General features: G+C 62.0%; 22 protein-coding genes and 1 pseudogene. 17 read left to right on the forward strand and 6 right to left on the reverse strand.

Translation table 11 applies throughout. The annotated features are described in order from the left end of the window. From V7D69_RS06380 to V7D69_RS06390, 3 genes and pseudogenes are all read right to left on the reverse strand, one after another. Nucleotides 1–887: pseudogene (locus V7D69_RS06380) on the reverse strand (glutamate synthase subunit alpha); the annotation flags it as partial. A 257-nt stretch (nucleotides 888–1,144) separates the two neighbouring features. Further along, a complete protein-coding gene (locus V7D69_RS06385; protein WP_324061306.1) occupies nucleotides 1,145–2,557 on the reverse strand; it encodes a hypothetical protein in 1,413 nt (470 codons plus the stop codon). 43 nt (nucleotides 2,558–2,600) lie between these two features. After that, on the reverse strand, nucleotides 2,601–3,842 hold the full coding sequence (locus tag V7D69_RS06390; RefSeq protein ID WP_333605365.1) for a TIGR04063 family PEP-CTERM/XrtA system glycosyltransferase: 1,242 nt from the start codon (nucleotides 3,840–3,842) through the stop codon (nucleotides 2,601–2,603). 65 nt (nucleotides 3,843–3,907) lie between these two features. Between V7D69_RS06390 and V7D69_RS06395 the strand changes: the two genes are divergently transcribed. The 14 genes from V7D69_RS06395 to V7D69_RS06460 all read left to right on the forward strand — a co-directional run bounded on the left by V7D69_RS06395 (nucleotide 3,908) and on the right by V7D69_RS06460 (nucleotide 18,850). After that, nucleotides 3,908–4,066, forward strand: coding sequence for a hypothetical protein (locus tag V7D69_RS06395; RefSeq protein WP_324061308.1), 159 nt, complete (start codon nucleotides 3,908–3,910; stop codon nucleotides 4,064–4,066). Next, nucleotides 4,059–5,435 carry a putative O-glycosylation ligase, exosortase A system-associated gene (locus V7D69_RS06400; protein WP_324061309.1) on the forward strand — a complete coding sequence of 459 codons (1,377 nt, stop codon included), beginning with the start codon at nucleotides 4,059–4,061 and terminating at the stop codon, nucleotides 5,433–5,435. Before V7D69_RS06395 ends, V7D69_RS06400 begins: the two co-directional genes overlap by 8 nt. A 221-nt stretch (nucleotides 5,436–5,656) precedes the next feature. After that, entirely contained in the window at nucleotides 5,657–6,352 is a 696-nt protein-coding gene (ctrA, locus tag V7D69_RS06405) for a response regulator transcription factor CtrA (protein WP_091144199.1), read from the forward strand. A gap of 113 nt (nucleotides 6,353–6,465) precedes the next feature. Next, nucleotides 6,466–7,179, forward strand: a complete 714-nt coding sequence (gene trmB, locus V7D69_RS06410) for a tRNA (guanine(46)-N(7))-methyltransferase TrmB (protein ID WP_333605387.1) — start codon at nucleotides 6,466–6,468, stop codon at nucleotides 7,177–7,179. Between the two features lie 635 nt (nucleotides 7,180–7,814). Next, entirely contained in the window at nucleotides 7,815–9,110 is a 1,296-nt protein-coding gene (locus V7D69_RS06415) for an MFS transporter (protein WP_333605366.1), read from the forward strand. 43 nt (nucleotides 9,111–9,153) lie between these two features. After that, nucleotides 9,154–10,095 (forward strand): 2-hydroxyacid dehydrogenase, encoded by a 942-nt coding sequence (locus V7D69_RS06420; protein WP_333605367.1) that lies wholly within the window; start codon nucleotides 9,154–9,156, stop codon nucleotides 10,093–10,095. A 482-nt stretch (nucleotides 10,096–10,577) separates the two neighbouring features. Continuing rightward, nucleotides 10,578–12,197 carry a benzoylformate decarboxylase gene (mdlC, locus tag V7D69_RS06425; protein WP_333605368.1) on the forward strand — a complete coding sequence of 540 codons (1,620 nt, stop codon included), beginning with the start codon at nucleotides 10,578–10,580 and terminating at the stop codon, nucleotides 12,195–12,197. A 26-nt stretch (nucleotides 12,198–12,223) separates the two neighbouring features. Then, nucleotides 12,224–13,672, forward strand: coding sequence for an aldehyde dehydrogenase (locus V7D69_RS06430; RefSeq protein ID WP_333605369.1), 1,449 nt, complete (start codon nucleotides 12,224–12,226; stop codon nucleotides 13,670–13,672). Nucleotides 13,673–13,686: 14 nt separating this feature from the next. After that, the gene (locus V7D69_RS06435; protein ID WP_333605370.1) at nucleotides 13,687–14,628 is read left to right on the forward strand and encodes a ketopantoate reductase family protein; all 942 of its coding nucleotides are present in this window, start codon (nucleotides 13,687–13,689) and stop codon (nucleotides 14,626–14,628) included. Nucleotides 14,629–14,685: 57 nt separating this feature from the next. Beyond that, complete coding sequence (locus tag V7D69_RS06440; RefSeq protein WP_333605371.1) at nucleotides 14,686–15,594, forward strand: LysR family transcriptional regulator; 909 nt, start codon at nucleotides 14,686–14,688, stop codon at nucleotides 15,592–15,594. Nucleotides 15,595–15,817: 223 nt separating this feature from the next. Beyond that, a complete protein-coding gene (locus V7D69_RS06445) occupies nucleotides 15,818–16,225 on the forward strand; it encodes a nuclear transport factor 2 family protein (protein WP_333605372.1) in 408 nt (135 codons plus the stop codon). 42 nt (nucleotides 16,226–16,267) lie between these two features. Then, nucleotides 16,268–16,723 (forward strand): GFA family protein, encoded by a 456-nt coding sequence (locus V7D69_RS06450; RefSeq protein ID WP_333605373.1) that lies wholly within the window; start codon nucleotides 16,268–16,270, stop codon nucleotides 16,721–16,723. Between the two features lie 137 nt (nucleotides 16,724–16,860). Beyond that, nucleotides 16,861–17,652, forward strand: coding sequence for an SDR family NAD(P)-dependent oxidoreductase (locus V7D69_RS06455; RefSeq protein ID WP_333605374.1), 792 nt, complete (start codon nucleotides 16,861–16,863; stop codon nucleotides 17,650–17,652). Nucleotides 17,653–17,965: 313 nt separating this feature from the next. Then, nucleotides 17,966–18,850 (forward strand): helix-turn-helix domain-containing protein, encoded by an 885-nt coding sequence (locus V7D69_RS06460; RefSeq protein WP_333605375.1) that lies wholly within the window; start codon nucleotides 17,966–17,968, stop codon nucleotides 18,848–18,850. A gap of 27 nt (nucleotides 18,851–18,877) precedes the next feature. On the opposite strand, the gene V7D69_RS06465 is transcribed toward V7D69_RS06460, so the two are convergent. Both V7D69_RS06465 and V7D69_RS06470 read right to left on the reverse strand, forming a co-directional pair. Further along, nucleotides 18,878–19,330 carry a hotdog fold thioesterase gene (locus tag V7D69_RS06465; protein WP_333605376.1) on the reverse strand — a complete coding sequence of 151 codons (453 nt, stop codon included), beginning with the start codon at nucleotides 19,328–19,330 and terminating at the stop codon, nucleotides 18,878–18,880. A gap of 92 nt (nucleotides 19,331–19,422) precedes the next feature. Next, nucleotides 19,423–20,322: a LysR family transcriptional regulator gene (locus V7D69_RS06470; protein ID WP_333605377.1), complete on the reverse strand. Its 900-nt coding sequence runs from the start codon at nucleotides 20,320–20,322 to the stop codon at nucleotides 19,423–19,425. Between the two features lie 120 nt (nucleotides 20,323–20,442). Between V7D69_RS06470 and V7D69_RS06475 the strand changes: the two genes are divergently transcribed. The 3 genes from V7D69_RS06475 to V7D69_RS06485 all read left to right on the forward strand — a co-directional run bounded on the left by V7D69_RS06475 (nucleotide 20,443) and on the right by V7D69_RS06485 (nucleotide 24,679). Continuing rightward, nucleotides 20,443–21,057 (forward strand): glutathione S-transferase family protein, encoded by a 615-nt coding sequence (locus tag V7D69_RS06475; protein ID WP_333605378.1) that lies wholly within the window; start codon nucleotides 20,443–20,445, stop codon nucleotides 21,055–21,057. 8 nt (nucleotides 21,058–21,065) lie between these two features. Next, complete coding sequence (locus tag V7D69_RS06480; protein ID WP_333605379.1) at nucleotides 21,066–22,010, forward strand: pyridoxamine 5'-phosphate oxidase family protein; 945 nt, start codon at nucleotides 21,066–21,068, stop codon at nucleotides 22,008–22,010. A gap of 173 nt (nucleotides 22,011–22,183) precedes the next feature. Next, the gene (locus V7D69_RS06485; RefSeq protein WP_333605380.1) at nucleotides 22,184–24,679 is read left to right on the forward strand and encodes a TonB-dependent receptor domain-containing protein; all 2,496 of its coding nucleotides are present in this window, start codon (nucleotides 22,184–22,186) and stop codon (nucleotides 24,677–24,679) included. A gap of 86 nt (nucleotides 24,680–24,765) precedes the next feature. Here the strand turns inward: V7D69_RS06485 and V7D69_RS06490 are convergent, their stop codons facing one another. Beyond that, nucleotides 24,766–25,824, reverse strand: a complete 1,059-nt coding sequence (locus tag V7D69_RS06490) for an alpha/beta hydrolase (RefSeq protein ID WP_333605381.1) — start codon at nucleotides 25,822–25,824, stop codon at nucleotides 24,766–24,768. Nucleotides 25,825–26,123 lie beyond the last annotated feature (299 nt).

The following is a 26,123-nucleotide window of genomic DNA, read 5'->3' on the forward strand; positions in this document are numbered from 1 at the left end:
CCGTGCGGGATCAGCGGCCACATCTTGTCGAGATCGGCGCCCAACAGCTCGCTTTCCATGGTGCGGCGGCGCGCGTTCATCCAGTTCACGTTGCCGCGAACCGTGTTGATCTCGCCATTATGGGCCATGAAGCGATAGGGATGCGCCAGCTTCCAGCTCGGGAAGGTATTCGTCGAGAAACGCTGATGCACAAGGCCAAGCGCGGAGACGAACTCAGGATTGCGCAAATCGTCGTAGAACGAGCCGACTTGCGTTGCCAACAGCAGGCCCTTGTAAACGATCGTGCGGCTGGAGAAGCTTGGCATGTAAAGCTCGGTCAGGCCGGGCAGATTATGCTTTTTCGCCAGCGTTTCGAGCGGATTCTGCGTCTGCTTGCGGATCGCCAGCAGCTTGCGCTCGAACGCGTCCTGATCGGCACAGTTTTCACCGCGCGCGACGAAGCACTGGCGGATCACCGGCATCGACGCGATGACGGCCTTGCCCAGACCGTCCAACGTGGTCGGCACGTCGCGCCAGCCGATCAGCTTCTGACCTTCCTTGGCGATGAACTTCTCAAAGGTCGCAACGACGAAATTGCGGGCGGCCTCGTCCTGCGGCAGAAAGCACATGGCCACAGCATAATCGCCGGCCTGCGGCAGCTTGACGCCAGCGCTCTGCGCCCAAGTGCGGAACAGCTGATCGGGAAGCTGCGTCAGAATGCCTGCGCCATCGCCCAGCAGCGGGTCCGCGCCCACCGCGCCGCGATGGTCGATATTTTTCAGGATTTCCAGCGCCTGGGTAATGATTGCGTGCGTTTTTTGGCCTTTAATATGGGCAACAAAGCCCACACCGCAGGAATCGTGTTCGTTGCGCGCATCGTAAAGGCCCTGGGGCTTAGGAAATCCCATCGATAAAACCTATCCTGTCATTTACCGGGATCTACCGGGCGCGCTCGACGACATGCGCGAATCGCGCATCGTCCCCACGCGGCATAGTGACCCCAAGGTCCCCATGACGATTGCGTGGCCGTTTTGCAACCGCCAACGCTGATTGCGCGCACGGTTGCACACGCGCGCGCCCGGAAAACGGGCATTTTATTATCAGAAAGTCGGGCTGGAAGATCCGGATGAGCGCGGGTAAGAGCGCGTTTGAAGCACGAAAGCCCTCAGGCTGCGCCGCTCATGCGTTGCAGCGTTGCAAGAGCCTCGCGCAATGCCTTCTCGGCCGCTTCCGGATCGGGTTTGCCTGAACGTCCTGCGCCCGGTGCATCGAATGGACGGTCAGAGGAAGGACGTGACATGGGCATCGCTGGCCCCGGCTCGTTCACTGACATCTCGTGCGCAGGCTTCTGGCGGTCCGTGCGCGAGAGATCGAGCAGCGACGAGTAGCCCCGTTCAAGCTCGCCAGCTTCGCGCTCATCCTCGTCGCTGTCCGCTGCTTCTGCGGCAATCGCACGATCTGCCAGACCCGCCATTTTTCCGCCGATGTGCCGCGGCGGAATGTAACCGGGCAGCGCATCTTCGCCTTCGCCTTCGAAAGCGGCAGGATCGACGGGGCGGAGCGCAGCCGGAACACGCGGCGGCACGAAGGACGCATCGTCTTGGCGGACAGGGGCCGGGTCCGGGTGGCGCACGGCGTTGAAGCGCGGCATCGCGAAAGGCGGCGGCGCGGCGTCAATGGCTTGCTTGCCGCTTTCGCCGTCCGGCTCGGGGGCGCTTTCGGTTTCGGGCTCGATCGGGATAGTGAGGGTGGGCGTGGTCCGAGCTGCTTCCCGGCGTCGCTCCATCGCGAGCGCCAGGCGTTCGAGAAGTTCAATCGGCGAAAGTTCTTCGAGCGTGGCTCCGGCGATGCGGGCAGCGGCGCTGGGCCGGTCGCGTTCCGGCGCGTTGTCGCCCTCGGCTACCGGAATGAATGACGTCATATCTGCAGAAGCCGGAGCATCGTCCCGGCCCGTCTCCTTCGCCGAGGACAGGTCATTGATGGCGGAAGAAGGCGCAGTTCCGCGGGCATAGGCTTCAAACAGGCGGTTGTCCAAATGCTCAGGAGCCGAGCTGTTTGCGGGTTCGCCCGTTTCCACGAAATCGGCAAGATCGAACTCTGCGACGTTCAGAATCTGCGGTTCGCGAGGCGCGTCTTCTTCCGACACCGTGGTCTCTTCGGCGGGTGCAAGGGAGCGGCGGCGGCCCGCGGGCGGCCGATCGCGGCGGGATGCTTTTCCGCTCTCGGCGCTGGTTCCGAAAACAGTGTCGGGCTGTTCGTCCGACTGCTGGGAGGTTTCCAGGCCATCGCGCGAACGGCGCGCCAGGCGCAGCGCAACAAGCAGGCCGACAATTCCGCCAAGGCCCATCATGCCGGCAGTGACGAGAATCCGGGCCGTAGAACCGAGCGGCGGTGCGGCCATAGGAATGATCCTGGCGATATTGAGTGCCGTTACGGCCCGTTCGAGCAACAGCGCGGGAAGGGCCAGGCCGGCCAGGCCGACGAGTGCGCCGAACCAGAGCGCGACAATGACCGGAAACAAGGGATGGCGGCTGATCGGCTGGTCTCCGCCCGATATGCTGCGTTTGTGCTCGGACACTTTGTTACCCCAGTTTTTGCCCTGCCAAGCCGCGGCCCGGCAATCACGCCGCGGCGTTCAGCCCCTTTTGTACCGTCATTGGTGACAGCATTTGGTAAACGTCCTGATAACGCCGGGCGTTCAAGGCCCAGTCGTGATGGGTTTCGACCTGTTCGCGGCCCGCGCGGCGATATCCGTCCCACAAGTCGCGCCTTTCGAGCAGACCGGCCAGCGCGACGGCGCAGGCGGTGGCATCATCGGGCGCGAAGAGCGTACCTGTCTTGCCGTTTTCGATCAACTCGCGATGCCCGCCGACATCGCTGGCGGCGACGAGCTTGCCCTGCGCCAGGGCCTCCAGCGGTTTGAGCGGCGTGACGAGATCAGTCAGCCGGCTGCGCTTGCGCGGATAGGCCATGACGTCGCAGAGCGCGTAATAGCGATCCACTTCATGATGCGGCACCCGCCCTATGAAGCGGATGGCGTTCGCGACTGGAGAGGCGTCGGCCTGCCTGCGAAGTGCTGCGTCCATCGGGCCTCCGCCGACCAGCAACAGACGGGCATCCGGTCGCCGAGCCGTCAGGGCGGGCATGGCCGCGATCAGCAGGTCCAATCCTTCGTAGTCGTAAAAGCTGCCGATGAACCCGATGACCGGGCAGGATTGTCCGTCAATCTCGAAGCCCAGGGCGCGGGCCAAGGCAGCGTCGCGTTCCAGCGGCTGCCCGAACAGCGACAGGTCCACGCCATTCGGCATCACGGTGATTTTCTCCTCCGGCGTGCCGCGCGCGACAAGATCCTGCCGCAGACCGTCGCAGATCGTAACCACGGCATCGGCTTCACGCACGACGTGGCTCTCCAACTTGCGTGTGAGCCGGTATTTCAGCGAGCCTTCGTTGCCGGTCCCATTGCCGACGGCGGCGTCTTCCCAGAAAGCGCGGATCTCGTAGACTAGAGGAATGCCATATCGACGTGCCACGCGTTGCGCAGCCTGGCCGCACAGCGCGGGCGAATGCGCGTGCAACAGGTCGGGCCGCCAATCGTTCACGACGCGATCGATCGCTTGCGTGAACAATGCGATCTCCCGCCATTCCCGCCAGCCGGCAGGTCCATTGGCAGCGCCCGCGGTGCGGTGGAACAGCAGGCCGTCTGCTTCTTCCGCGGCAGGACCGTCATCTGTATGCCTGAGGCCGGTGACTCCGCGCACTTCATACCCCAGCGCCTGCTGCGCCTTCAGGATGGCGCGGGTGCGAAATGTATATCCACTATGGATTGGCAGCGAGTGGTCGAGGATGTGGAGAACGCGTGTCATGACCCGAAAAGCCTAGCGGGGAAGGCTTAACGCGGCGTCAACTCGGGACTGCTATCGCGCTGGGCATGGTCGATATTCTTGCCCTCGCCGTCAGTCACGGGCTGCTTGCGCTGACCGTATGGCGCTTGCTGTCGCGGGACGATCTCTACGATGATCTCGGCACGTCGGCGCCCAAGACCCGCCGCGGCGTCTCGCGGGGGAACGAGGGCGAGCGCAATGCTTGACTTGGGCTTCACCGGCTTTTTCCTGTTCCTGCTACTGGCCGGGTTCCGGCGCCCGTTCCTGTGGATGCTGCTTTACCTCTACGTCGATATCGTCCAGCCACAGGTCATCTCCTGGGGCGTTCTCTCGCATGTGCCCGTCTCGCTGATTGCCTTCGCGGCGGCGTTCCTCGGCTGGCTGATATTCGATCGCAAAGAGGATTCGCGCTTCACCTTCCGGCAGGGATTGCTGCTGCTGCTGCTGCTTTATTGCGGCTATACAACGCTGACCGCTGCTTATCCGTTGGATGCACCGGAAAAGTGGTCCTGGGTGTGGAAAGCGCTGCTTTTCGCGATTTTCATGCCGCTCACCTTGCGCACGCGGCTGCGGATAGAGGCGGTGGCGCTGGTCATGGTGCTGGCGGCCAGCGCGCTCATCATCGATGGCGGCATCAAGACGCTGGGCGGCGGTGGCGGCTACGGCGCATTGCGCATCTTCGTGGACAACAACACCGGCCTTTTCGAAGGGTCCATCATTTCCGCCGTCGCCATCGCGATCATTCCCATCGTGCTGTGGCTGGCCCGGCATGGCACCGTGTTTCCGACCGACTGGCGCGTCTGGACCTTCGCGGCCGCGCTGATCTTTGCCTGCGCGCTGATTCCGGTCGGCACGCAGGCGCGCACCGGCCTTGTCTGTCTGGCCATCCTTTGCGCCCTTTATCTAAGGACGGCCAGGCATCGGTTCCTGATCGCCGGAGCCATGGCGCTCTCGCTACTGATCGTGGTGCCGTTTCTGCCGCAGTCGTTCATGGCTCGCATGGGCACGATCCAGAATCACCAGGCCGACCAGTCCGCCAGCACGCGCGTGGCCATGTGGAAGTGGACTTGGGAATACGCCAAGCAGCACCCCTTCGGCGGCGGTTTCTATGCCTACGAAGGCGCCAAGGTAAAATACGATACTTACGTGGCTCAGACGGTCGGCAGCACCACGATCGTCACTTCCAACCCGGTCGAAGAACAAGGACGCGCTTATCATTCGAGTTATTTCGAGATGCTGGGCGAGCAGGGCTACCCCGGTTTGGCGCTATGGCTGATGTTGCAGATTTCCGGCCTTGCCCAGATGGAGATGATCCGGCGCCGGTGGAAGGATCGCAAGAGGCCGGAGGATGAATGGGCGGCGCCGCTCGCCAATGCGCTGCAATTGGCTCAGGTCGTATACCTGATCGGCTCGCTGTTTGTCGGGATCGCCTTCCAGCCCTTCATTCTGATGTTGATCGGCCTGCAGTGCGGATTGTGGAGCTACCTCAAGCGGATCGATCAGCGAGAGAAGGGCTCGGGCTTGGCCGATCGGCCGCGGCGCTCCCGGATCATGGCGCCCGTCGCCCCAGCTTGAGGGGTAGCGCCGCCGCCGATTGCCGTTCCTTAACCTTCCTCCTTTCCGGACGTTTTAGAATTAGCCGATGCGGCGGGTCACGGATATGCCCGGAAACTTGTGAGTGGAATTCGACGTTTACGGCAAATTAACCTTTAACCTTCATCGGTCATATGGTTAATTCACGGCAATATGCGCGGGCGAGGGTACCGTCCGCGGATATGGGGTAAAGGGGAACACCCATGCGAGTGCTGTTGATCGAGGATGAACCGACTACGGCCCGTGCCATCGAGCTTATGCTCACGGCAGAGGGCTTCAATGTGTATTCGACGGATCTGGGCGAAGAGGGCCTCGATCTGGGCAAGCTCTACGATTACGACATCATTCTTCTCGACCTCAACCTGCCGGATATGCACGGCTATGACGTCTTGAAGAAGCTGCGCGTGGCCAAGGTGCAAACGCCGGTGCTGATCCTTTCGGGCATTTCGGAAATGGACAGCAAGGTCCGCTCGTTCGGCTTCGGCGCTGACGACTACGTGACCAAGCCGTTCCACCGAGAGGAGCTGATCGCCCGCATTCACGCGGTCGTGCGCCGATCCAAGGGCCATTCGCAGTCGGTCATCCGCACCGGCAAGCTGATCGTCAATCTTGATGCCAAGACGGTCGAGGTCGATGGCGCGCGCGTGCACTTGACCGGCAAGGAATACGCGATGCTTGAGCTGCTTTCGCTGCGCAAGGGTACTACGCTGACCAAGGAAATGTTCCTCAACCACCTTTATGGCGGCATGGACGAACCCGAATTGAAGATCATCGACGTCTTCATCTGCAAACTGCGCAAGAAGCTGGCTCACGCCTGCGGGGGCGCTAACTACATCGAGACCGTCTGGGGTCGCGGCTATGTGCTGCGCGATCCGGATGAAGCGGCTGAAGCAGCCTGACCGCCGCTTTGAAATTTCAGGGGCACTCCAAGCGGCTCGCTCTTCGGGGCGGGCCGTTTTTCCGTTTCCGCGCCCATTGACCCATCATGGCATCGCTGCCAGTGCGCCGTGTCATGACCGCTTATAAATCCGGCGATCCCACCACGCTCAATCGCCTCTATGGCCGCGCCAAGGGCAAGCCTCTGCGAGCCGGCCAGCAGGCGCTGGTCGATCATTTGTTGCCGCAGATCGCGGTGCCGGTGGAAGGACCGATCACGGCCGAGCGGCTGTTCGGCCAGGCATGCCCGCTGCATTTCGAGATCGGCTTCGGCGGCGGTGAGCATATGGCGCAGCGGGCCGACATGCTGCCCGATCACGGCTTCGTGGGCTGCGAGCCTTTCATGAACGGGGTCGCGCAGGCGCTGGTGCATGTGAGCGGCGACAACGGGGCGCATCCTCCGATCGGCAATGTAAGGATCCATCACGGAGATGCGCTTGAGGTCCTGGCGCGGGTTCCTGATGGCGCCCTTTCATTCCTTTACCTGCTGCACCCCGATCCCTGGCCCAAGGCACGTCATGCCAAACGGCGTATGATGAACGACGGTCCGTTGGAGATGTTCGCGGCCAAATTGAAAGTCGGCGGTGAATTTCGCTTCGGCACTGACCACCCGGTCTACCTTCGCCATGCGCTGATGGTCATGCAACGCCATACCGAGCAGTTCGACTGGCTTTGCGACAGCCCGGCCGATTTCCAGAAACGTCCCGGCGGCTGGCCGGAAACGCGCTATGAAGCAAAGGCCCGCAAGCTTGGGCACGAGGTCTGGTACTTCCGATACCGGCGTAAATGACCGCGGGCCCCGGCACGAGGGGCCGTTGCGCGCGCAGACCCGATGGCTGGAATTTCAAAAAGGCGCAGGAGTCCTGGCGAAGATCAGCGCCAAGGAGCAGCCGCAGACGATCGCCATTCGCAGCAGGTCCGCTTGCGCAAAGCTTGCGGCGCGGTGAGCGAGAGAGGCGACACGGTCCATATAGGCAGACGATGCGCCGGATTGGTTGCGAAAGGGTTAAAACGCGCAATGCCCTGTTTGACGATTAGTCGTCTATCATTTGTGCGACCTTGGGCTAATTTCGAAGCGAACGCATCTGCCGACTCGGCAATTATGGCAAACCAGAATAGGTAATTTGCTTCCGGCCAGACAAGACCGGACCAAGGCAAGCGGGAGTCACGCAAAAAAACGGCCCCGTTGATGCCCGCGCCGCCGGCACGGGCATGGGCACGTGAACGAGGGAGAGCGAGATGGACGGTAAGCAGTGCGTGCAATCCGGGGCCGGGCCGTGTCGGCTTTTAAATGGCTTTATCCGGAGGCACCGGCGGGCGAGGTTTGGGATATGTCGCTCCCTTGCCGGGGCATCATGGGCGGAAAGGCGCGCGCGTCGCGGCTCTCGCCAGTTGTCCTCCCAGCGCAGTCGGAAGGCATAGCTCATGACAGCACAAGCACGCGCAGGGCGGACGGCGCTATGGTATCACGGCTGGAGCATCGTGGCTGTGGCGGTGCTGACGCAGACGGCCGGCAATGGCCTGACGCTAAATGCCGTTTCCATGTTTCTTCACGACTGGGAGTCGGATCTGCATGCGCCGATCAGCCAATTGCTGGTCGCGCTGTTGCCGTTCTCCGTCGTGGTGTCGATATCTTCGCCTTTCATAGGCGCATTGGCCGACAAATACCCGGCACGGTTGCTCATGTCGGTCGGGGTGGCGGGGATGGCGAGCCTATACCTGCTGATAAGCGCGGCGAACGCCGTTTGGCAGCTCTGGGTGCTTTACGGGACCCTGTTTCCCCTTTCGCTGGGCCTGTGCGCGCTGGCTACCGTCAATGCGGTCGTTTCGCGGTGGTTCGTGCGGCGCATCGGCCTCGCGCTGGGCGTTGCCGCGCTGGGCTCTGCGCTGAGCGGAGTGATCCTGCCTCCCGTCATTGCCTGGGCCATGCCGACGTTGGGCTGGCGCGGGGTATGGGGCATTGGCGGCTTGATAATCGCATTCGCGATCTTGCCGCTGGTCCTGTGGATCGTCCGCGACAGGCCGACGGAGCGCGAGGGTTTGCATTACATGAACGTGGCCGGCGAACCGGGTGGCCGCGAACCGGATGATGGCGCCGACGCCGCAACCGAGTTGCGCTGGACGGACATCCTGGGGCGACGGAACTTCTGGCTGCTGGTGTTCTGTTACACGCCTATTCTGGGCCTGTACGCCGCGGTTCAGCAGAATATGGCGCCCCTCGCCGCCACTCGCGGTTTCGGACCGGGCGCGGCGGGGGTCCTGCTCGCTGTCTTCAGCATCTCGCAGGTGTTCGCCACGCTTCTGCTGGGGCTGGCGTCGGACCGTTTCGGCAATCGTCTGCCCCTAGCGAGCCTTTCCGTGCTGACAACGACCGGCGCGGTTTTTCTGTCTTTCGGCACCGGCCTTCCGGCGTTGTTAGCCGGCGCAGCTCTCGTGGGTTTTACCGGAGGCATCTGGACATTGATGCCGACGGCTATCGCGGCGGAATTTGGCGGCGGCGGAGTGGGGCGGGCATTCGGAATGCTGATGTTTTTCCTCCCCATCAGCGCGCCGGCTCCCTCGCTCGTTGCGGCGGTTCAGGAAGCAACCGGAAGTTATGCGCCTGCTCTCATGGGTTTGAGCCTGATTTGCCTCACCGGGGGCGCCGCGGTTCTGTTCATGCGTGAACGGCGCGATACCGCGGGAGACATCATGTGCGCCGCAGAAGCGACTGCTGCATGATCGGTTGAACGCGCTGCCTTTTCCCACCAGATCGGAGTTCGAAATGAATCGGCCTACTTTGGTTTTGAGTCGTTTCCTTGGCCTGTTGCGGCCGCATCTTGCCGACGACTATCTCGTGGTGGACATAGGCGATGGCGCCGCTGCGCAAGCTCGCGCGATCGTGATGATGGGCAATGAACCGCTTCCGCCGGGCTTATTCGAAGTCTGCCCGCATCTGGGCCTCATCGCTTGCTTCACCGCCGGGTATGAACAGATCGACGTGAACATGGCGCGGGCGCGGGGTGTGCTTGTAAGCCATGCGCCCGCGATCAACCACGACGATGTCGCCGATCACGCGCTGGGCCTCCTCATAGCGGCCCGGCGGCTAATCGTGGCCGGAGACCGGCAGGTGCGGCGCGAAGGCTGGCGCACGGCGGAAACGTTCCGTCCCTCCCATTCGCTGACGGGGGCGAAAGTCGGGATTGTCGGGTTGGGGGAAATCGGCCGCGCGCTTGCGCAACGCTGCGCCGCGCTCAAGATGGAAGTCCGGTGGTGGGCGCCGCGTCCTCGCGAGGCCGAATGGCCCCGAGCGGCGACTTTGCAAGAGCTTGCCGCCTGGTCCGACGTGCTGGCCATTTGTGCGCGGGCGGATGACAGCAATCGTCGGCTGATATCGCAGGAAATCATCGAGGCTGTCGGTCCCGAGGGGCTCCTCGTCAACGTCTCGCGCGGGCAGATTGTGGATGAGGACGCCTTAATAGATTTGTTGCGCACCGGGCGGCTTGGCGGCGCCGGGCTTGATGTCTTTGATCCGGAGCCGACAACGGCGCAACGCTGGGCAGGCATAGAAAACGCCATACTGACGCCTCACACTGCCGGCGCCACGATTGAATCTATCGAGGCGCTGGCCGATCTGCTGCGCCGCAATCTTGGGCGTTTCTTTGCCGGCGAGCCGCTGGCAACGCCGGTGCCCGAGATGACCCACATCGGTCGAGGAGCGCTCTAAAGACTGCGTTTGCATCCGGTCCCGGAATTTGGCGCGTCGCCTGTCGAACTTCCCCTTTTTGCTGTATTGACGGCGTTTCTCGCCGACCTGAACACGGGGGCAATGCGCCCGACCTGGAACGGACCGTGCCCGTCGAAGAGTGCTGAAGGCTGCCCCCTTCATGCTTCCTGGTTATGACTTTGGGCAAATTAGGAAATAGATCGCCCGTGCTCGGAGCCGTATGGTCAAGGCCGGATCGGGTCGAGATGGCGCGGTTGCGTGAGCCGTGACCGCTCTGCCGAATTTCGGACGAAATAATGACGTCTTTCGCCACGCGAATGAAGTGAAGTCCGTTGGAGGGCGGGAACATGGGGCGAGCTGCACTTGCGGTGGCTAATGGTGAGATCGGCGCAGGGGCCGAGTTCGCCTCTCTTCCGAGGCGTCGGCGGCACGTTCCGATTGTCTCGACGTGAAGAGCATTTTCCAGATCAGAAAGATAAAGAATGGCAGGATACAATTCCGAGGCTGGCGACACCATGGTGAGCGACCGGGACGATGTGACCGTGCGCGATGCGGTTATCGACCTTATGCGGCGCTTGGGCATGACATCGGTCTTTGCCAACCCCGGTTCGACCGAGCTTCCGATGTTCCGGGATTTCCCGCAGGACTTCCGCTACGTCCTCGGTCTTCAGGAAGCCACCGTCGTGGGCATGGCGGATGGCTTTGCCCAGGCCACTCGCAATGCGTCTTTCGTGAACCTGCATTCGGCGGCGGGCGTCGGCAACGCCATGGGCAACATTTTCACGGCCTATCGAAACCGCACGCCGATCGTGCTTACGGCCGGTCAGCAGGCGCGGTCGGTCCTGCCTTTCGATCCCTATCTCGCCTCTACTCAGGCGACCGAACTGCCAAAGCCTTACGTCAAGTGGAGCATTGAACCTGCGCGCGCCGAAGATGTCCCGCAAGCGATCGCGCGGGCTTATTACATCGCGATGATGCCCCCGCGCGGGCCGGTTCTGGTATCCATTCCCGTGGACGACTGGGACCGGCCGGCAAAGCTGATCGCGCCGCGTTTGGTCAGCACGCAAGTGCGGCCGCAACCGTCCCTTATCGACGCGATCGGCACAGCGCTGGACGCAAGCGAGCGTCCGGCCATCATCGTCGGTGGCGCGGTGGATCGGGACGGCGCCTGGGATCAGGTGGTTGCGCTGGCTGAAAGGCACAACGCGCGCGTGTGGGTCGCGCCCATGTCGGGTCGCTGCAGCTTCCCTGAGGACCATCGGTTGTTCGCCGGCTTTCTGCCCGCGATGCGTGAAAAGATCGTCGCGCTGCTGGACGGTCATGACATGTTGCTCGCCCTGGGCGCGCCGGTTTTCACGTACCATGTGGAGGGCGCCGGTCCACATGTTCCCGAAGGGGCGTCAGTCTTCCAGATCATCGACGATCCTGACACTGCCAGTTGGACCCCGGTGGGAACGACGGCGGTGGGCAGTATCAGGCTGGGCGTGGAAGATCTGTTGGCCAGGCCGGCCCGATCATCGCGGCCCGCGCCGGCAGCGCGGCCTGCGCAAGTCCCGGTCGAGCCGTCTTCGCCGATGACCGCGGCTTTCGCCTTGCAAACCCTTGCCGAAGTGCGCAGTCCCGAAGACATTATTGTTGAGGAAGCGCCCAGTACGCGCCCCGTGATACAGCGCTATCTGCCCATCACCCGCAGCGAAACCTTCTTCACCATGGACAGCGGCGGCCTGGGCTATGGCATGCCTGCCGCGGTGGGCGTCGCGCTCGCCAAGCCTTCGGCGCGCGTTATCGGATTGATCGGGGACGGATCCAGCCTTTATTCCATCCAGGCATTGTGGACCGCCGCACAGCTTAAACTGCCCATCACTTTCGTGATCCTCAACAACCGCCGCTACGCGGCGTTGCAGGAGTTCGCGCCGGTTTTCGGATTTTCGCCGGAGGACGTGGTGCAGGGCACCGATCTGCCCGGCCTCGATTTCGTGGCGCTTGCGACAGGGATGGGTTGCGCGGCGTGTCGCGTCTCCGACGCCGGTGCTTTGAAAGAGGTTCTGGCCAAGGCGCTGGCCAGCAATGCGACCAATCTCGTGGAAATAGCAATCGCCTGAATAGAAAGCCTTTTGGAGACGGACCGATGAAGATCTCGATGCTGATAAATGGCGAGCAGGTTCAAGCCCGCGATGGAGGCACTTTTGAGCGCCGCAACCCGCTGGATGGCAGTGTTGCCACCGTCGCGCCCGCCGCGACGGTCGAGGATGCGCTGGCGGCGGTGAAAGCGGCGTCGGATGCGTTTGGCCCGTGGTCGCGCATGAGCCCCGGCGAACGTCGCGCGCTGTTGCTCAGCGCCTCGCGCGCGCTGGAGGCCAAGGCGGAAGCTTTTACGGCGGCCATGGCGCTGGAAACGGGAGCGCCCGCGAACTGGGCCGGCTTCAACGTCCATCTGGCGGCGGGCATGTTTCTGGAGGCTGCGTCCCTCACCACGCAGATCAACGGGGAAGTCATCCCTTCCGACACGCCAGGCAACCTGGCCATGGCGGTGCGCCAGCCGGCGGGCGTCGTGCTGGGCATCGCGCCGTGGAACGCGCCTGTGATCCTGGCGGTGCGCGCGATCGCGACGCCGCTTGCCTGCGGCAATACCGTGATATTGAAGGGAAGCGAGATTTGCCCGGCGACGCATGGCTTGATTATCGAAGCGCTGCAGGAGGCGGGGCTGCCCAAGGGCGTCGTCAACTTCGTTACCAATGCTCCGGCTGACGCGGCGCGTGTGGTGGAAGCGATGGTCGCGCATCCGGCGGTCAGGCGCGTCAACTTCACTGGGTCCACGCATGTGGGCAAGCTGATTGCCGCGACTTGCGCCAAATATCTGAAGCCGGTCGTGCTGGAACTGGGCGGCAAGGCGCCTTTCGTCGTCCTGGATGATGCCGATGTGGATGCGGCAGTGGATGCCGCCATTTTCGGAGCCTTCGCCAATTCGGGCCAGATCTGCATGTCGACCGAACGCTTCGTGATCGACGAGAAGGTCGCGGATGAGTTCGTGGCCAAACTCGGCGCCCGTGCGGCTTCCCTTCCCGTGGGCGATCCGCGCCAGGGGCCGGTGGTTCTTGGCTCGGTCGTGGATATGTCCACGGTTGAGCGCTGCAATGCTTTTATCGACGATGCCTTGGCGAAAGGCGCCAAGTTGGTGATCGGCGGCAAGGCCACGGACACGCTGATGCAGGCCACCTTGCTTGACCACGTCACGCCGGACATGCGCATCTTCCATGAAGAGGCGTTCGGCCCGGTGAAGGGCATCGTGCGTGTGAACGGCGTCGATGCTGCGGTGGCCTGCGCCAACGACAATGAATATGGCCTCGCCGCCGCAATATTCAGCCGCGACGTCGCGCGCGCCCTGGAAGTGGCCGGGCGCATTGACTCCGGCATCTGCCACATCAACGGTCCCACCGTGCAGGATGAAGCCCAGATGCCGTTCGGCGGGGTCAAGGGCAGCGGTATCGGCCGTTTCGGCGGAAGAGCTGGCATTGATGCCTTTACCGAACTGCGCTGGGTAACCGTGCAGAAGACGGCGCGGCATTATCCGTTCTGAATAAGGATCCGACAATGAAGATCGCAATCCTGGGCGCCGGCGCGATGGGCTCGTTTTTCGGCGGCTTGCTGGCCGAAAGCGGGCAAACCGTCACCCTGATCGATGTCAACGACGCTCACCTCCAGGCTATCCGCGAGCATGGTTTGCGGCTCGAGACCGGCATGGGCGATCGCCGCATCTCGTCGCTTGAAACGTGCAGGCCCGAACAGGTCACTGCGCAGCCCGACCTGTTGCTGGTTTTCACCAAGACCTTGCACACGGCCACCGCGCTGGAGGGCATCGCCGACATCATCGGCCCGGATACTCTGGTGCTTACGCTGCAGAACGGGTTGGGAAACGTTGAAACGGTCGCGCGCTTCGTGCCGGAGGATCGGATTGTCGTCGGCATGACGACATGGCCTGCCGATCTCGCCGGAACGGCGCATGTTCGTTCCCACGGGTTCGGGATCATCCGGATCATGGCCGCCGATGGGCAGGAACGCTCCGGCGTCGCCGGGATAGCCGAAGCCCTGTCAAAAGCGGGGCTGCGCTGCACGGTGGATCAGACGGTGTGGCAGGCAATCTGGGAAAAGGTGGCTTTCAACGCCGCGTTGAACGGCATTTGCGCCGTTACGGGGTGCACCGTGGACCAGTTGGGAGCAGTGCCCGCCGGCTTTGCCCTCGCATCTGCGGTGGTCGACGAAGTGATCGCTGTCGCGCGGGCTGAAGGCGTTGAGGCGGACGCGGATCACTGCCGCGAAACGGTGGCGCACGCCATCGCGCAACACGTCGGCCACAAGCCGTCGATGCTGCAGGACGTGCTGGCCGGCCGGGCAACGGAAATCGGCGCGATCAACGGCGCTGTGGCGGAACGCGCCGATAAGCACGGTATCGCGGTGCCCTGCACGGAAATGCTGTTGGGATTGGTGCGCCTGATCGAAGCGCGGATGAAGGCTGATCGCCAGCCGACAGCGTAGCTCAGCGCGAAACGCTACGACAATTGCGTTCAGGGGCCGGGGTCATTAGCAAGCGGTATGGCTTTTGATCTTCGCCAACTCGCCGCTTTTAACGCCGTGGTCTCATCCGGCAGCCTGGGGCGAGCGGCGGAGCAGCTGCATGTGACGCAGCCCGCCCTGAGCAGAACCATAAGAAAGCTTGAAGAGGAAGCCGGCGCCCCCCTGTTCGAGCGCCATTCCAAAGGCATGCAGCTGACGGACATCGGCCGCGCGCTGTTGCCTCATTCGATGCTGCTGGAACGGGAAGCGGAGCACGCGGCTGAGGAAATCAAGGCCATGCTGGGCATGGACAAGGGAACGATCCGTGTGGGCGCGGTGGGCAGCATCGCGTGCATGGTGTTGCCGCTCGCCATTTCCAGCACCTGCCGGAAATGGCCAAATCTCAAGGTTTACGTGATTGAAGGCGTGTGGGATCGCCTGGCGGACGCCTTGATTTCCCATGAGATTGATCTGGCCCTGGGCGTCGCCAGCGAAGAGGTGCCGGAAGAAATCATGGCGGTGAAAAGCTGCCGATGGGAAGACACGAGCTTTATCGTCGCGGGAAAGCATCATCCACTGCGCAAGGTCGGCAATCTGACGCTGGCGGATACGCTGGGTGAACCCTGGGCGATTCTGCCCAAGGGGACTGACCCGTTCACGCATGTGGCGAAGATTTTCGCACGGCGCGGCCTGGCGCTGCCGAACGCGGTGGTCGAAACTCGATCCGTCACCGTGTTGAAAAGCCTTATCTCGCAGTCGGGCTTTCTCGGCTGGATGCCTGAACCGATGTATGATGCCGAACGCCAGGCTGGGCTTATCGATGCGCTGCCGATCGCGGAAGCGCAGGACACCAGAGTGCTTACAGCGTTTCGGCGGCGGAGCGGGATCCTGCCGGGGCCGGCGGGCAAACTGCTTGAAGAACTCCGTAAGCTGACCGCTCCGGTGTAAAGCCCGGCTTGCCGTTGACCTGGTATACCAATGCCGGGAGGTTATGCCTTAGCGCCGAATAAGCAATAGATCGTGTCATAAAGCTGCGGCATGATCGTCAACACAAGGCGAAAAAGTAATACGGCCAGCACTCGGCGGCAGGGTTTCTGCGGCAGTCGAATATATCGGGTGAGATGCATCGCAGCTGCGCCAGCGTCGGGTCAGTCTACCGAAGGAGAAACGAATGTCGCTCAAGACCGTAGCTGAAGCCTGGGTCCAAGGCTGGAGCCAGCCAGACTCCGCTGCTTTCGCTAAATTGTTCGATGACGCGATCATCTACGAAGACACGGCATTTGGCGTGCGGCGGACAAGCCCGGCGGGCGTGCAGGAGCACCATCAGATTTGGCTGGCGTCCATCCCGGATTTCTCGGTCGAGCTTGAGCAGATGCATGAAGTCGGCAACACGGTGATCGTCCAGGGCGTGGGTCGGGGGACCTTCAATGGCGTAGATCTGCCCGGCGGCAAGATGAAAGCGACCGGAAAGCCATTCGAAGGCCGGTTGGCCGCGGTGATCGTTTGCGGCGAGAACGGCATCGTCGAATGCACAGAATATTATGACCGGCTATTCATGCCGGGTCTTCCGGCGGAGTGATCGGCCGGAGCGGGGCGAACAATGGCGACAAAGGAATCCGGGATGAGTGAAATTACAGGACGTTGCCTTTGCGGCGGGGTTTCCTACCAAGCTAAGGGCCCGACTGTGTTCGTGGCGTGCCATTGTCGCGATTGCCGCTACGTCTCGGGCGGCGCTCCCGCCAGCATTCTGGTCGCCCAGACAAATGGTTTCGCCCTTCTGAGCGGCGCTGATCTCATCCAAAGCTATACCGTGGCGGGCGAATCGGGCCACAAGGTCATGCGCGAGTTTTGCCGATCCTGCGGGACGCCGCTGTTCGAGCGGCTCGAAATCCTTGAGCCCGATGCGATGCTCATCAAGGTGGGAACGGTGGATAACCAGGATGATTTGAGGGTCGAAGCCACGGCTTGGACCAAATCCGCGCCGGCCTGGGCGACCGTCGATGAGCACACGGAGTTGTTCGAGAAGAATCCGGCCGACGAGTTCGTCGGCCAGCTGCTTGCATCCAAGGCCGGATAATCGCGGGAAAAGGCGAGCCTGGGCGGTCGCTATGAATACGAACTGACCTGAGCAATCGCGGGATCGTTGATGCTGTAGCCTGATGAAGGATGGCTCCGGAAATGCTGTCCGGGCCATAGCCATAACAGGAGAATTTTATGTTGTTGGGTGGAAAGACGGTTCTCGTCACGGGTGGCGGCACCGGGATCGGCGCTGCCGTTGCGCAGGAGATTGTTGCCGAAGGAGGACGCGTGGTCATCACCGGCCGGCGGCAGCATGTGCTGGCGGAAGTTGCCGACGAGTTGGGCGATGCGGCACGGTTCTTCGTCAGTGACGCCGGAAAACGGGAAGACATGGAGCGCGCGGTGGCCTTCGCGGCCGAAGTGTTCTCTCCGATCGACGCGGTTATCACTTGTGCAGGCACGATGGGCGCGAATGGCGTGGCGAGCGAGAGCGACGAGGAATGGGCCCGGATCCTGCACGATAACCTGACCACGGTTTTCGTGACCGCTCGCGCCGCGCTGCCGACGCTGATCGATCGCAAGGGCGCTCTTGTAGTCGTGTCGTCGCTGGGCGGCCTGCAGGCCGTTCCGCAATCGTGCGGATATACGGCGGCGAAGCACGGCACTTTGGGCCTCGTGCGCTCCATGGCGTTCGATTACGGCCCGCAGGGCGTTCGGGTGAACGCCGTCTGTCCGGGTTTCGTCACCACACCGATGGCGGATGGCCATATGGCACTGGTCATGAAGCGTGAGAATTGCACGCTGGAAGAAGCCTATCTGCACGTTTCGACGAACGTTCCGCTGCGGCGGGCCGCGACTCCGCCCGAAGTGGCGTCGACGTGCACTTTCCTCGTCTCCGACAAGGCGGCCGCAGTGACCGGGGCGATCTTGCCGGTGGACGGCGGGGCAACGGTGGTCAGCCCGCCGATGCTCCGGGTTATTGGTTGACGTCCTTAGCATCCTTTTGCAGCGGCGACGGGTTTTTGCCGCCGCTGCAACGACTTGAAATTTGCCCGCGCGTCTTGAAGACGCGTTGGCCGCGCTCCGGATTTCGCGCGGCACCGGAGCCGTGTTTTCAGACTATAAACGCGCGCAAAATCATACGTAAATTGTGTTACTCGTGTTAATACGACGGGATCAAGGATTGAGGGATGGCAGGGATTCCTCGGTCGCTTTGACAGGCGGATAAGATATGAGGGCATTACTATCGACCGCAGGGTCTGATAACCGGGCCACTTCGTTGTCATCCTGGCGCGATCTGGTGCGGGACACACTGATCGATCTCGACTGTGAGAGCCCCCGCGGCGGGCCTTTCACCGGTTATCTTTCGAGCCGGGACTTGCTGGAAACGCGCTTCGTGCAAGTTGCAGCCGTTGGCCATCGCGCATCGAGCCACGGCCGGCGCATCTCGAAATATGACCGGGAACATATCCATCTGAGCGTTCTGGAAGCGGGGAAGGTGAAGATCTTCCAAGGCGATCGAGAAGTGAGCCTGCAGCCGGGCGATATTGCCATTTTCGACGCCGCCAAGCCCTATCATTTCGTCATAGAAACGTCCTTTGTACAGACGGTGGTGAGGGTTCATCGGGAAGATCTCGCGAAACGTCTTCCCAACATTCATGATTTCACTGCACGGCGGATTCCCGGCGGCAAAGGGGCGGGGCGGATAGCTTCCACGCACATCCGGGAAGTCTACAATCAACTCGATGATATCAGCCCGGAGAATGCGCGCATGGTTCAGCGCAATCTTCTAGACATCGTCGCTTGTGCAGTGTCCGATCCTGAACCGAGATTGAGCCCGATGTTCCGGGAACACCAGCATCTGCTGCTCCAGCGCATCATGTGGTTCGTCGAGGAAAACCTGTTCAATGACGACCTCACATGCGAAAGCGTGGCCCGCGCGGTCGGCATATCCGAGCGTTATTTGCGCAAACTTTGTTCCACATGCGGCTATAGCCTTTCGGAGCGGATACTCAACCGCCGGCTGGAGGAAGCAAGTCAGCGCCTTTCTTATGCCAACGCGGTGAAGGCGCCGATAACCTCGATCGCTTATGACTGCGGCTTCAAGGACACCGCGCATTTCAGCCGCGCTTTCAAGGCCAAGTTCGGAATGACGCCCCGCGATTTCCGGAATTGCTCCGCATAGGCCCGGCCTTCCCGCCCTTGGCCGGCATCAGGCGGGCGCGGCGCGGGAAACGGGTATGACCGCCATGGTGATGCGCGAGATGCAGACCAGCCGGCCCAGTTCGTCGGTGATGCGGATCGACCAGACCTGGGTCTTGCGTTGCAGCGCTTCGGGGCGGGCCACGGCGCGCACGTAGCCTTCCGATACCGGACGAAGGTGGTTGGCGTTTATTTCCATGCCTACCGCGGTTTCGCGGGTCGGATCGAGCGTGCACATGGCCGCCACCGACGCGACTGTTTCGGCGAGCACCACAGATGCGCCGCCATGAAGCCGACCGAAAGGCTGGACGGTCCGCTTGTCCACGGGAAGACGTGCTGCGAGCCAGTCATCGCCGAAATCGATAAATTCGATGCCGACATAGGCATTCATCGAATTTTCGCCGAGCCTGTTCAAAGCCGCAAGTTCGACGGTCCCGTGCCAGATGGAATCCTGTTGCGTCATATTCGTCTCTTGGTCTGTTGAAGATTTCGCGCCCGTCATTGGCCAATGGCAGGATTCCCGCCGCAATGGCACCGCTTTTTCGATGTGATATTCTAAAGCTGAAATTCCGCGTTCGCTTTCGCGCGGGCGCGAAAACGCTCGGCCGCGAAATCCACGAAAGCGCGTACGCGGGCGGAGACCATGCGCCCTTCCGTATGCAGGATGTGAATCGGCACCGGATCGCGTTCGTAATCCGCGAGCACAACTTTGAGGCGCCTCGCCTGGATATGCGGCGCCACTTGATAGGACTGAAAGCGGGACAACCCCCAGCCTGCGACCGCTGCGGCGATCGCGGCATCATTGGTATTGCAGACGAGCCTTGCGTTGACCGGTACGCCGATGCCGTTGTCTTTCCCGAACAGCCATTCCTTAGGGCCTCGTCCGATAAGGCTGTGCCGCGTCAGGTCCTGTGGTTTCTCAGGCTCGCCGCAACGGGCAAGGTAATCGGGTGAGCCGCAGATCACTTGTCGGATCGACCCGATGCGGCGGGCGATGAGGCCGGAATCGGGTAGCGCTGCTATACGTATGGCGACGTCCAGCCCTTCCTCCACCAGATTGGTTACGCGATCGACGAAGACGGTCCTCACCTGCATCGCGGGATAATGTTCAAGAAATTCCAGGATGACCGGCAGCACGTGCATGCTTCCAAAGAGCGTCGGCGCGGTCACTGTCAGCAGGCCGGCCGGTCGCGTGAAGCTGCCAGCGGCGTTAGCCTCCGCCTCGGCAATATCAGCCAGAATCCGGCGGCAATCCGCGACATAGCCTTCCCCCGCAGGGGTTAGTTTCAGCGAGCGCGTCGTACGCACGAGAAGACGTGTGCCAATCAGATCCTCAAGACCGGCGACGGCTCTGGTGACGGACGGCGCGCTCAGGTGTAAAGTCCGGGCGGCAGGCGCAAAACCCCCGCAATCTACAACCTGCACGAATATGCGCATTGCCTGCCATCGGTCCATCGCAGCACTTCCTCAGGCCATTGTTGTGTATGGTGCAATAGTTCCTTGCTGATTGGCGCGCTTATAATCAATATTTTTATCAATCAGAATGACGTCTCCGCTTCTTTCACAGGAGTTATCATGAAGCTCTATCACCACCCCATCTCCGGTCACGCTCACCGGGCGCGGCTCTTCCTTTCTCTGCTGGGCCTCGATCACGAACTGATTGTCGTCGATCTGCTCCAGGGGGAGCATAAGAGCCCCGAGTTCCTGAAGCTGAACCCCTTCGGACAAATACCTGTGCTTGACGATGACGGCACCGTCGTTTCCGACTCCAACGCCATTCTCGTTTATCTCGCCAAGAAGTATGGTCGCAGCGATTGGCTGCCGGAAGACCCCAGCGGCGCCGCTGCCGTGCAGCGGTGGCTGTCGGTGGCCGCGGGCCAGATTGCGTTCGGACCAGGTGTCGCGCGTCTCATCAACCTGGTCGAAGTGCCTTTCCGCAAGGAAGAGGTGATCCCGCGCTCGCACGATATCCTGACGAAGATCGAGGCTGAACTTGAAGGTCGCGACTGGATCGCCTCCGAAGGCGCGCCGACCATCGCCGAAGTTGCCCTTTACAGCTATATCGCAAGCGCGCCTGAAGGCGATGTGAGCCTGGAACCCTATCCCCGCATTCGCGCCTGGCTGGCACGGATCGAAGCGCTTCCCGGCTTTGTCGGTTTCCAAAAGACGCCGATCGGCCTGGCGGCTTAACTTCGGTCATGGAAAGCCCGGCTTCACGCGCGTCGCCATGGCATCATGGCGAACTCGCTCTCCAGCGGCGGCTCGGTGTCGAGCAGCGCATGGAAGAAGCCGGGCGCCGGATGGTGCGGGACCATCTGATCGAGCAGCACCGGGAGTTCTTTCCGCTGCTGCCCATGGTGGTCCTGGGGTCGGTGGACTCAGGCGGAGATGCGTGGGCCACGCTGCGCGATGGGCAGCCAGGCTTTCTGCACGCGCCGGATCCCGCCCGGCTCTCGGTCGAGCTGGAACCGGATTTCGCGGATCCGGCCGAAGCCGGCATGGAAGATGGGTCTGCCATCGGCCTTCTCGGCATCGACCTGGGCACCCGCCGCCGCAACCGGTTGAACGGCACACTACGCCGGCGCGCCGGCGGTTTCGACCTCGCCGTCGGCCACAGTTTCGGCAATTGCCCGAAATATATTCAGCTTCGGCGAGTCCGTTTTCTGCGTGATCCTCGGACGCCGTCCCTGGCGCCCCCAGAGGAAAGCGCCGCTCTTCACGGCGCGGCGCGCGTTCTGGTGGAACAGGCGGATACCTTCTTCGTGGCGTCCTTCATCGACCGCGAGGGAGAACGGCAAGTCGACGTGTCTCATCGCGGCGGCCGGGCCGGCTTCGTTCGCGTCGATGGGGACGGTCGACTGGTGATTCCCGATTTCGTCGGCAACCGCTTTTTCAACACTCTTGGCAATATCATGCTCAATCCGCGGGCGGGTCTTACCTTCCCCGATTTTGCCACAGGGGGCCTGCTGCAGATGACCGGCGATGCGGAGTTGCTGTTCGATCCCCCTGAGGGCCGTCCGGTCGAAGGGGCTGAACGCTATTGGCGTTTTCGTCCCCGCCGCATGGTCTGGCGGCCGGACGCTCTGGCCCTCCGTTACGATCTGGAGGAATGGTCGCCTCACGCGCTGATGACTGGCATCTGAAGTGATCGCCAGCCAATTTACGAGCTTTGCGGCATGCGGCGGCGGCTGCGTTCGGGAGGGATTTTCCGTGCGATTTCTGAAAATGGTTCCTAGGTACGGTCCCTAATACGACTTTAGCCGTATCGGAAATGCGATCGACTATCCGGGCTCCGAACAAAAGGAGGGGTTTGGATATGACATTTCGTGTTTCCTCGATTCTGCTTGCCGGCGCCGCGACGGTCGCGCTGAGCACGCCCGCATTCGCTGAAGAGAATGGCGAGGGCAAGCGCATCACCGCTTGGGAAGCCAGCCGCACGCACAATGACGACACCATGATCGTCACTGGCGTTGCCAAGGCACGCGACCGGCTGGACAGCGCAACGTCGACAAGCTCGATGACGGACAACGAAATCGCCAAGATCTCTCCCAGGTCCCTGAGCGATCTGTTCCGTAACATTCCCGGCATCCGTTCCGAGGCGAGTGCTGGCGAAGCCAACAACAATTACACGATACGCGGCCTTCCGCTGGTGTCGACCGGCGCCAAGTATCTTCAATTTCAGGAAGACGGGTTGCCGGTCCTTGAATTCGGCGACATCCTTGGGTTGGGATCGGACGTTTTCCTGCGTCCCGATTTTAATGTGGCGCAGATCGAATCCATCCGTGGCGGCTCCGCATCGACTTTCGCGTCGAATGCGCCTGGCGCCGTGGTCAATCTGATCTCGCAGACTGGAGAGGTCGAAGGCGGCTCCATCCAGGCCAGTGCCGGGCTTAATTACGACAACTACCGCACGGATTTCGATTACGGCGGTCATCTCAGCGACACAGTGCGCTTTCACGTTGGCGGCTTTTATCGCGAGGGCAACGGGCCTCGTCACGTCGGCTACACTGCCGATCGCGGGGGCCAGGTGAAATTCAACATCACCAAGGAGTTCAATGGCGGCTATGTACGCCTTTACGGCAAGGTTCTGGACGATCGCGGTGCGCAGTACACCGGCATGCCGATCGCGGTAACGGGTACGGATTCCAATCCCAAGTACGAAAGCCTGCCGAACTTCTCGGTCACGCATGACAGTGTCCTGTCACGCAATATCTCGGCATTTCCGGTACTGGATCCCAACAATAACCTCTCGGAGTTCGACGTTCACAACGGCGGTCACGCCAGGGCGAAGTCGCTTGGCCTGGAAACCCGCTTTTCGGTGGGCGAATGGTCCATCACGGAACGGATGAGATATAGCGACCAGTCCGGCGACATATCGTTCCTCTATCCGCTCGCGGCCATTCCCGCAGTGGCCGTGCCGGCCGCTTTCGGCGCTCCTGGCGGCAGCTTGGTCTACGCTGGCGGGCCGCTGAAAGGGCAGACCATTACCAATCCCCTGACGCTTAACGGAAACGGTCTCGTGCTGTTCTCCTCCGCGATCAGCACGCCCATCATCAGCCTCAACAATTTCACGAATGATCTGCGGACCAGCCGCGTCTGGAACGTTGGGGGTGGCGATTTCACCGGGACTGCCGGTGTATATCTTGCGCACCAGGACACCAAGTTCAGCCGTGCACTGGTTGACGTCCTGCAGGACGTCAACGGCAATGGAAACTCCGCGCTGATCGACATAATCGATGCGAACGGAAATCCGGTGACGCAGAACGGCGCGGTTGACTTTGTCGGGCCGGCTCCGGCGCTCCACAGTGCGTGGAATATGGAATATCGCGTCCTGGCGCCTTACGGCTCTTTCAACTTTCACAAGGGCAAGGTTTCGGTGGGCGCTTCGGTTCGCGTGGATACCGGCAAGGTCAACGGGAACATCCGCACCAACAGCCCTGGCGATGTGACGACGATCGATGTGAATAACGACAGCGTCATCACAAACGCCGAACGGAGCTTTGCCTTCGTGCCGCTCGCGAACAATATGCCGGTCAACTACCGCTACCACTACGTCTCCTACTCGGGCAGCGTGAATTATCGCGCCTCGCAAAATTTCTCCACTTTTGCGCGGTATAGCCGCGGTGCGCGCGCGGCAGCCGATCGCATCCTCTTTACGCCGGCGGTCAACCCTGTGGACGGCAGCCTGGTTCAGAAGAGCGCGGCCTACGATCCGGTGAAGCAGGCGGAAGTGGGGTTGAAATATCGTGCCAACGGGCTCTTCCTCAACCTGACCGGTTTCTGGGCCAAGGTGCGTGAGACCAACACTCAATTGAAGCCCGGAGCTAACGGAGTCACGGTTCTCCAGCTCGTAAACCGCTCGTATCGCGCTTACGGCGCCGAGTTCGAGGGCGGTGTGCGGCATGGACCCTTTAGCCTGACCGCGGGGGCGACGCTGACCAACGCGAAGATCACGGCCGCCGATGATCCGGCTCTGGTGGGCAACACGCCGCGCCACCAGGCCGGGCTGATCTTCCAGGTCATGCCGCAGTATGAGACGGAGCTGTTCACCATCGGTGCTGACGTCATCGGCACCACGCGCAGCTACGCCCAGGACGAGAACAAGCTGCGGATGCCCGGCTACGCCACGGTGAACGCATTTGTTCAGATCCGACCCATGGAACGGGTGGAGCTTTCGCTCAACGCGTCCAATTTGTTCAACGTGACGGCGCTCACCGATGTCATGTCAAGCTCGATGCCGGCATCGGGCGTCACGATTGCTCAGGCGCTCTATGGTCGCACGATCTCCAGCAGCGTGCGGTTCTTCTTCTGACGCGGCGATCACCCCGCTCTTGAAGTCTTGTGGCCCGGCACCGTCGCGGTGTCGGGCCACAATGCTTTTCCGTTTGCAAAAAGTCGTCAGACGGCAATTCCCAGGCCGCGCCGAAGCGCATCTTTCTTAACGGCCGTGAACCAGCGTGCCACCCGTGCATTCGGATCGGCCGCCGCTATCCCGTCGAACCCATGAAACGCGCCTGGGACGACAAGCAGTTCCGTAGGGACGGCGGCGTCGTTCAGGCGCCTGGCATATTCCACGTCCTCATCGTGAAACAAATCGATGGAGCCGACGCCGATGAACGCCGGGGGGAGCCCGGCCAGATTGGCGACCCGTGCCGGCACCGCCGCGAAAGGAACCCTGCGCCCTCCCGGCTCCTGCCCCAGAAAGCTCTCCCAGCCGAAGCGATTGGCCTGGGCATTCCAGACCAGCTTGCCCATGTGAGCTGGCGCTGCCCGCGTGCTGCCGGTGCGGTCGTCCAGCATGGGGTAGACCAGACATTGGAAGACCAAAGGCACTTCGCCGCGATTGCGCGCCGTGATCGCCAGAAGCGCGGCGTGGCCGCCCCCGGCGCTTTCACCCATAACCGCGATCCGGGCCCGATCGGCGCCGAGGGCCAAGGCATTGGCGTGGAGCCATTTGAGACCGGCGTAATTGTCCTCAATCGATCCTGCATAGCTGGTCTCGGGCGCCAGACGGTATTCCACGGAAATGGCCAGGCAACCCAGCTCGCTGGAAAGGTCTTGCAAGTCGGCCACGCTTTGCGCTGCGGAACCAAGGACAAAGCCGCCGCCATGCAAATGCAAGATGGCAGGACGCATCAGGCCCGGCCGGGCATTGACGACATAAATCGGCACGTCCGGCTGGCCCTTGCGGCCGGGAATGACTTTGCGCTCGACAGGTACGTCCTTGCGGAAAGGGCGATTCCACCGCCCCATTCCCATACGCACCGCCTTCAGGTTCGCGAGGGAAAGCGGTGGACCGGGAGTCCTTTGAAGCATTTTCGCCGCCACGCCTCGCAGTTCGGGGTTAACGAAGCTTAAGTACGGATCGTCCGCTGCAATCAGGTCCCCAGGCCGGAAGAAGGACAAGCCCGCCGCCCCGGCAAGCAGGTTCTGCAACATACTGCGGCGGTCGATCATGCGCACTCCTCCGGCTTTTCAGCGACGGCGCTCGATGCTTTCCGCTATCCGACTGCACCGGATTGCGGTTGCGGCTGCAATGTTGCTGCGTCGATCGAACCGGTCAAGCAGCTCTTGAGCGATAGTTGACACGTAACGTCCATAATGACATTATCGGTCCAATATGAACGCGGGCTGACGGCGAGACCAAGCGGGAGCCAACTCCAGCCGTCCCCAGCGTCAAGCGTTGCAAAAAAGGACGGCGGCGCACTTCGCGCGTCCAGTCCCAGAATAGAATTGCGGCGCGTCAAGATATGCAC

Source organism: Novosphingobium sp., assembly GCF_036733805.1.
Classification (GTDB): domain Bacteria; phylum Pseudomonadota; class Alphaproteobacteria; order Sphingomonadales; family Sphingomonadaceae; genus Novosphingobium.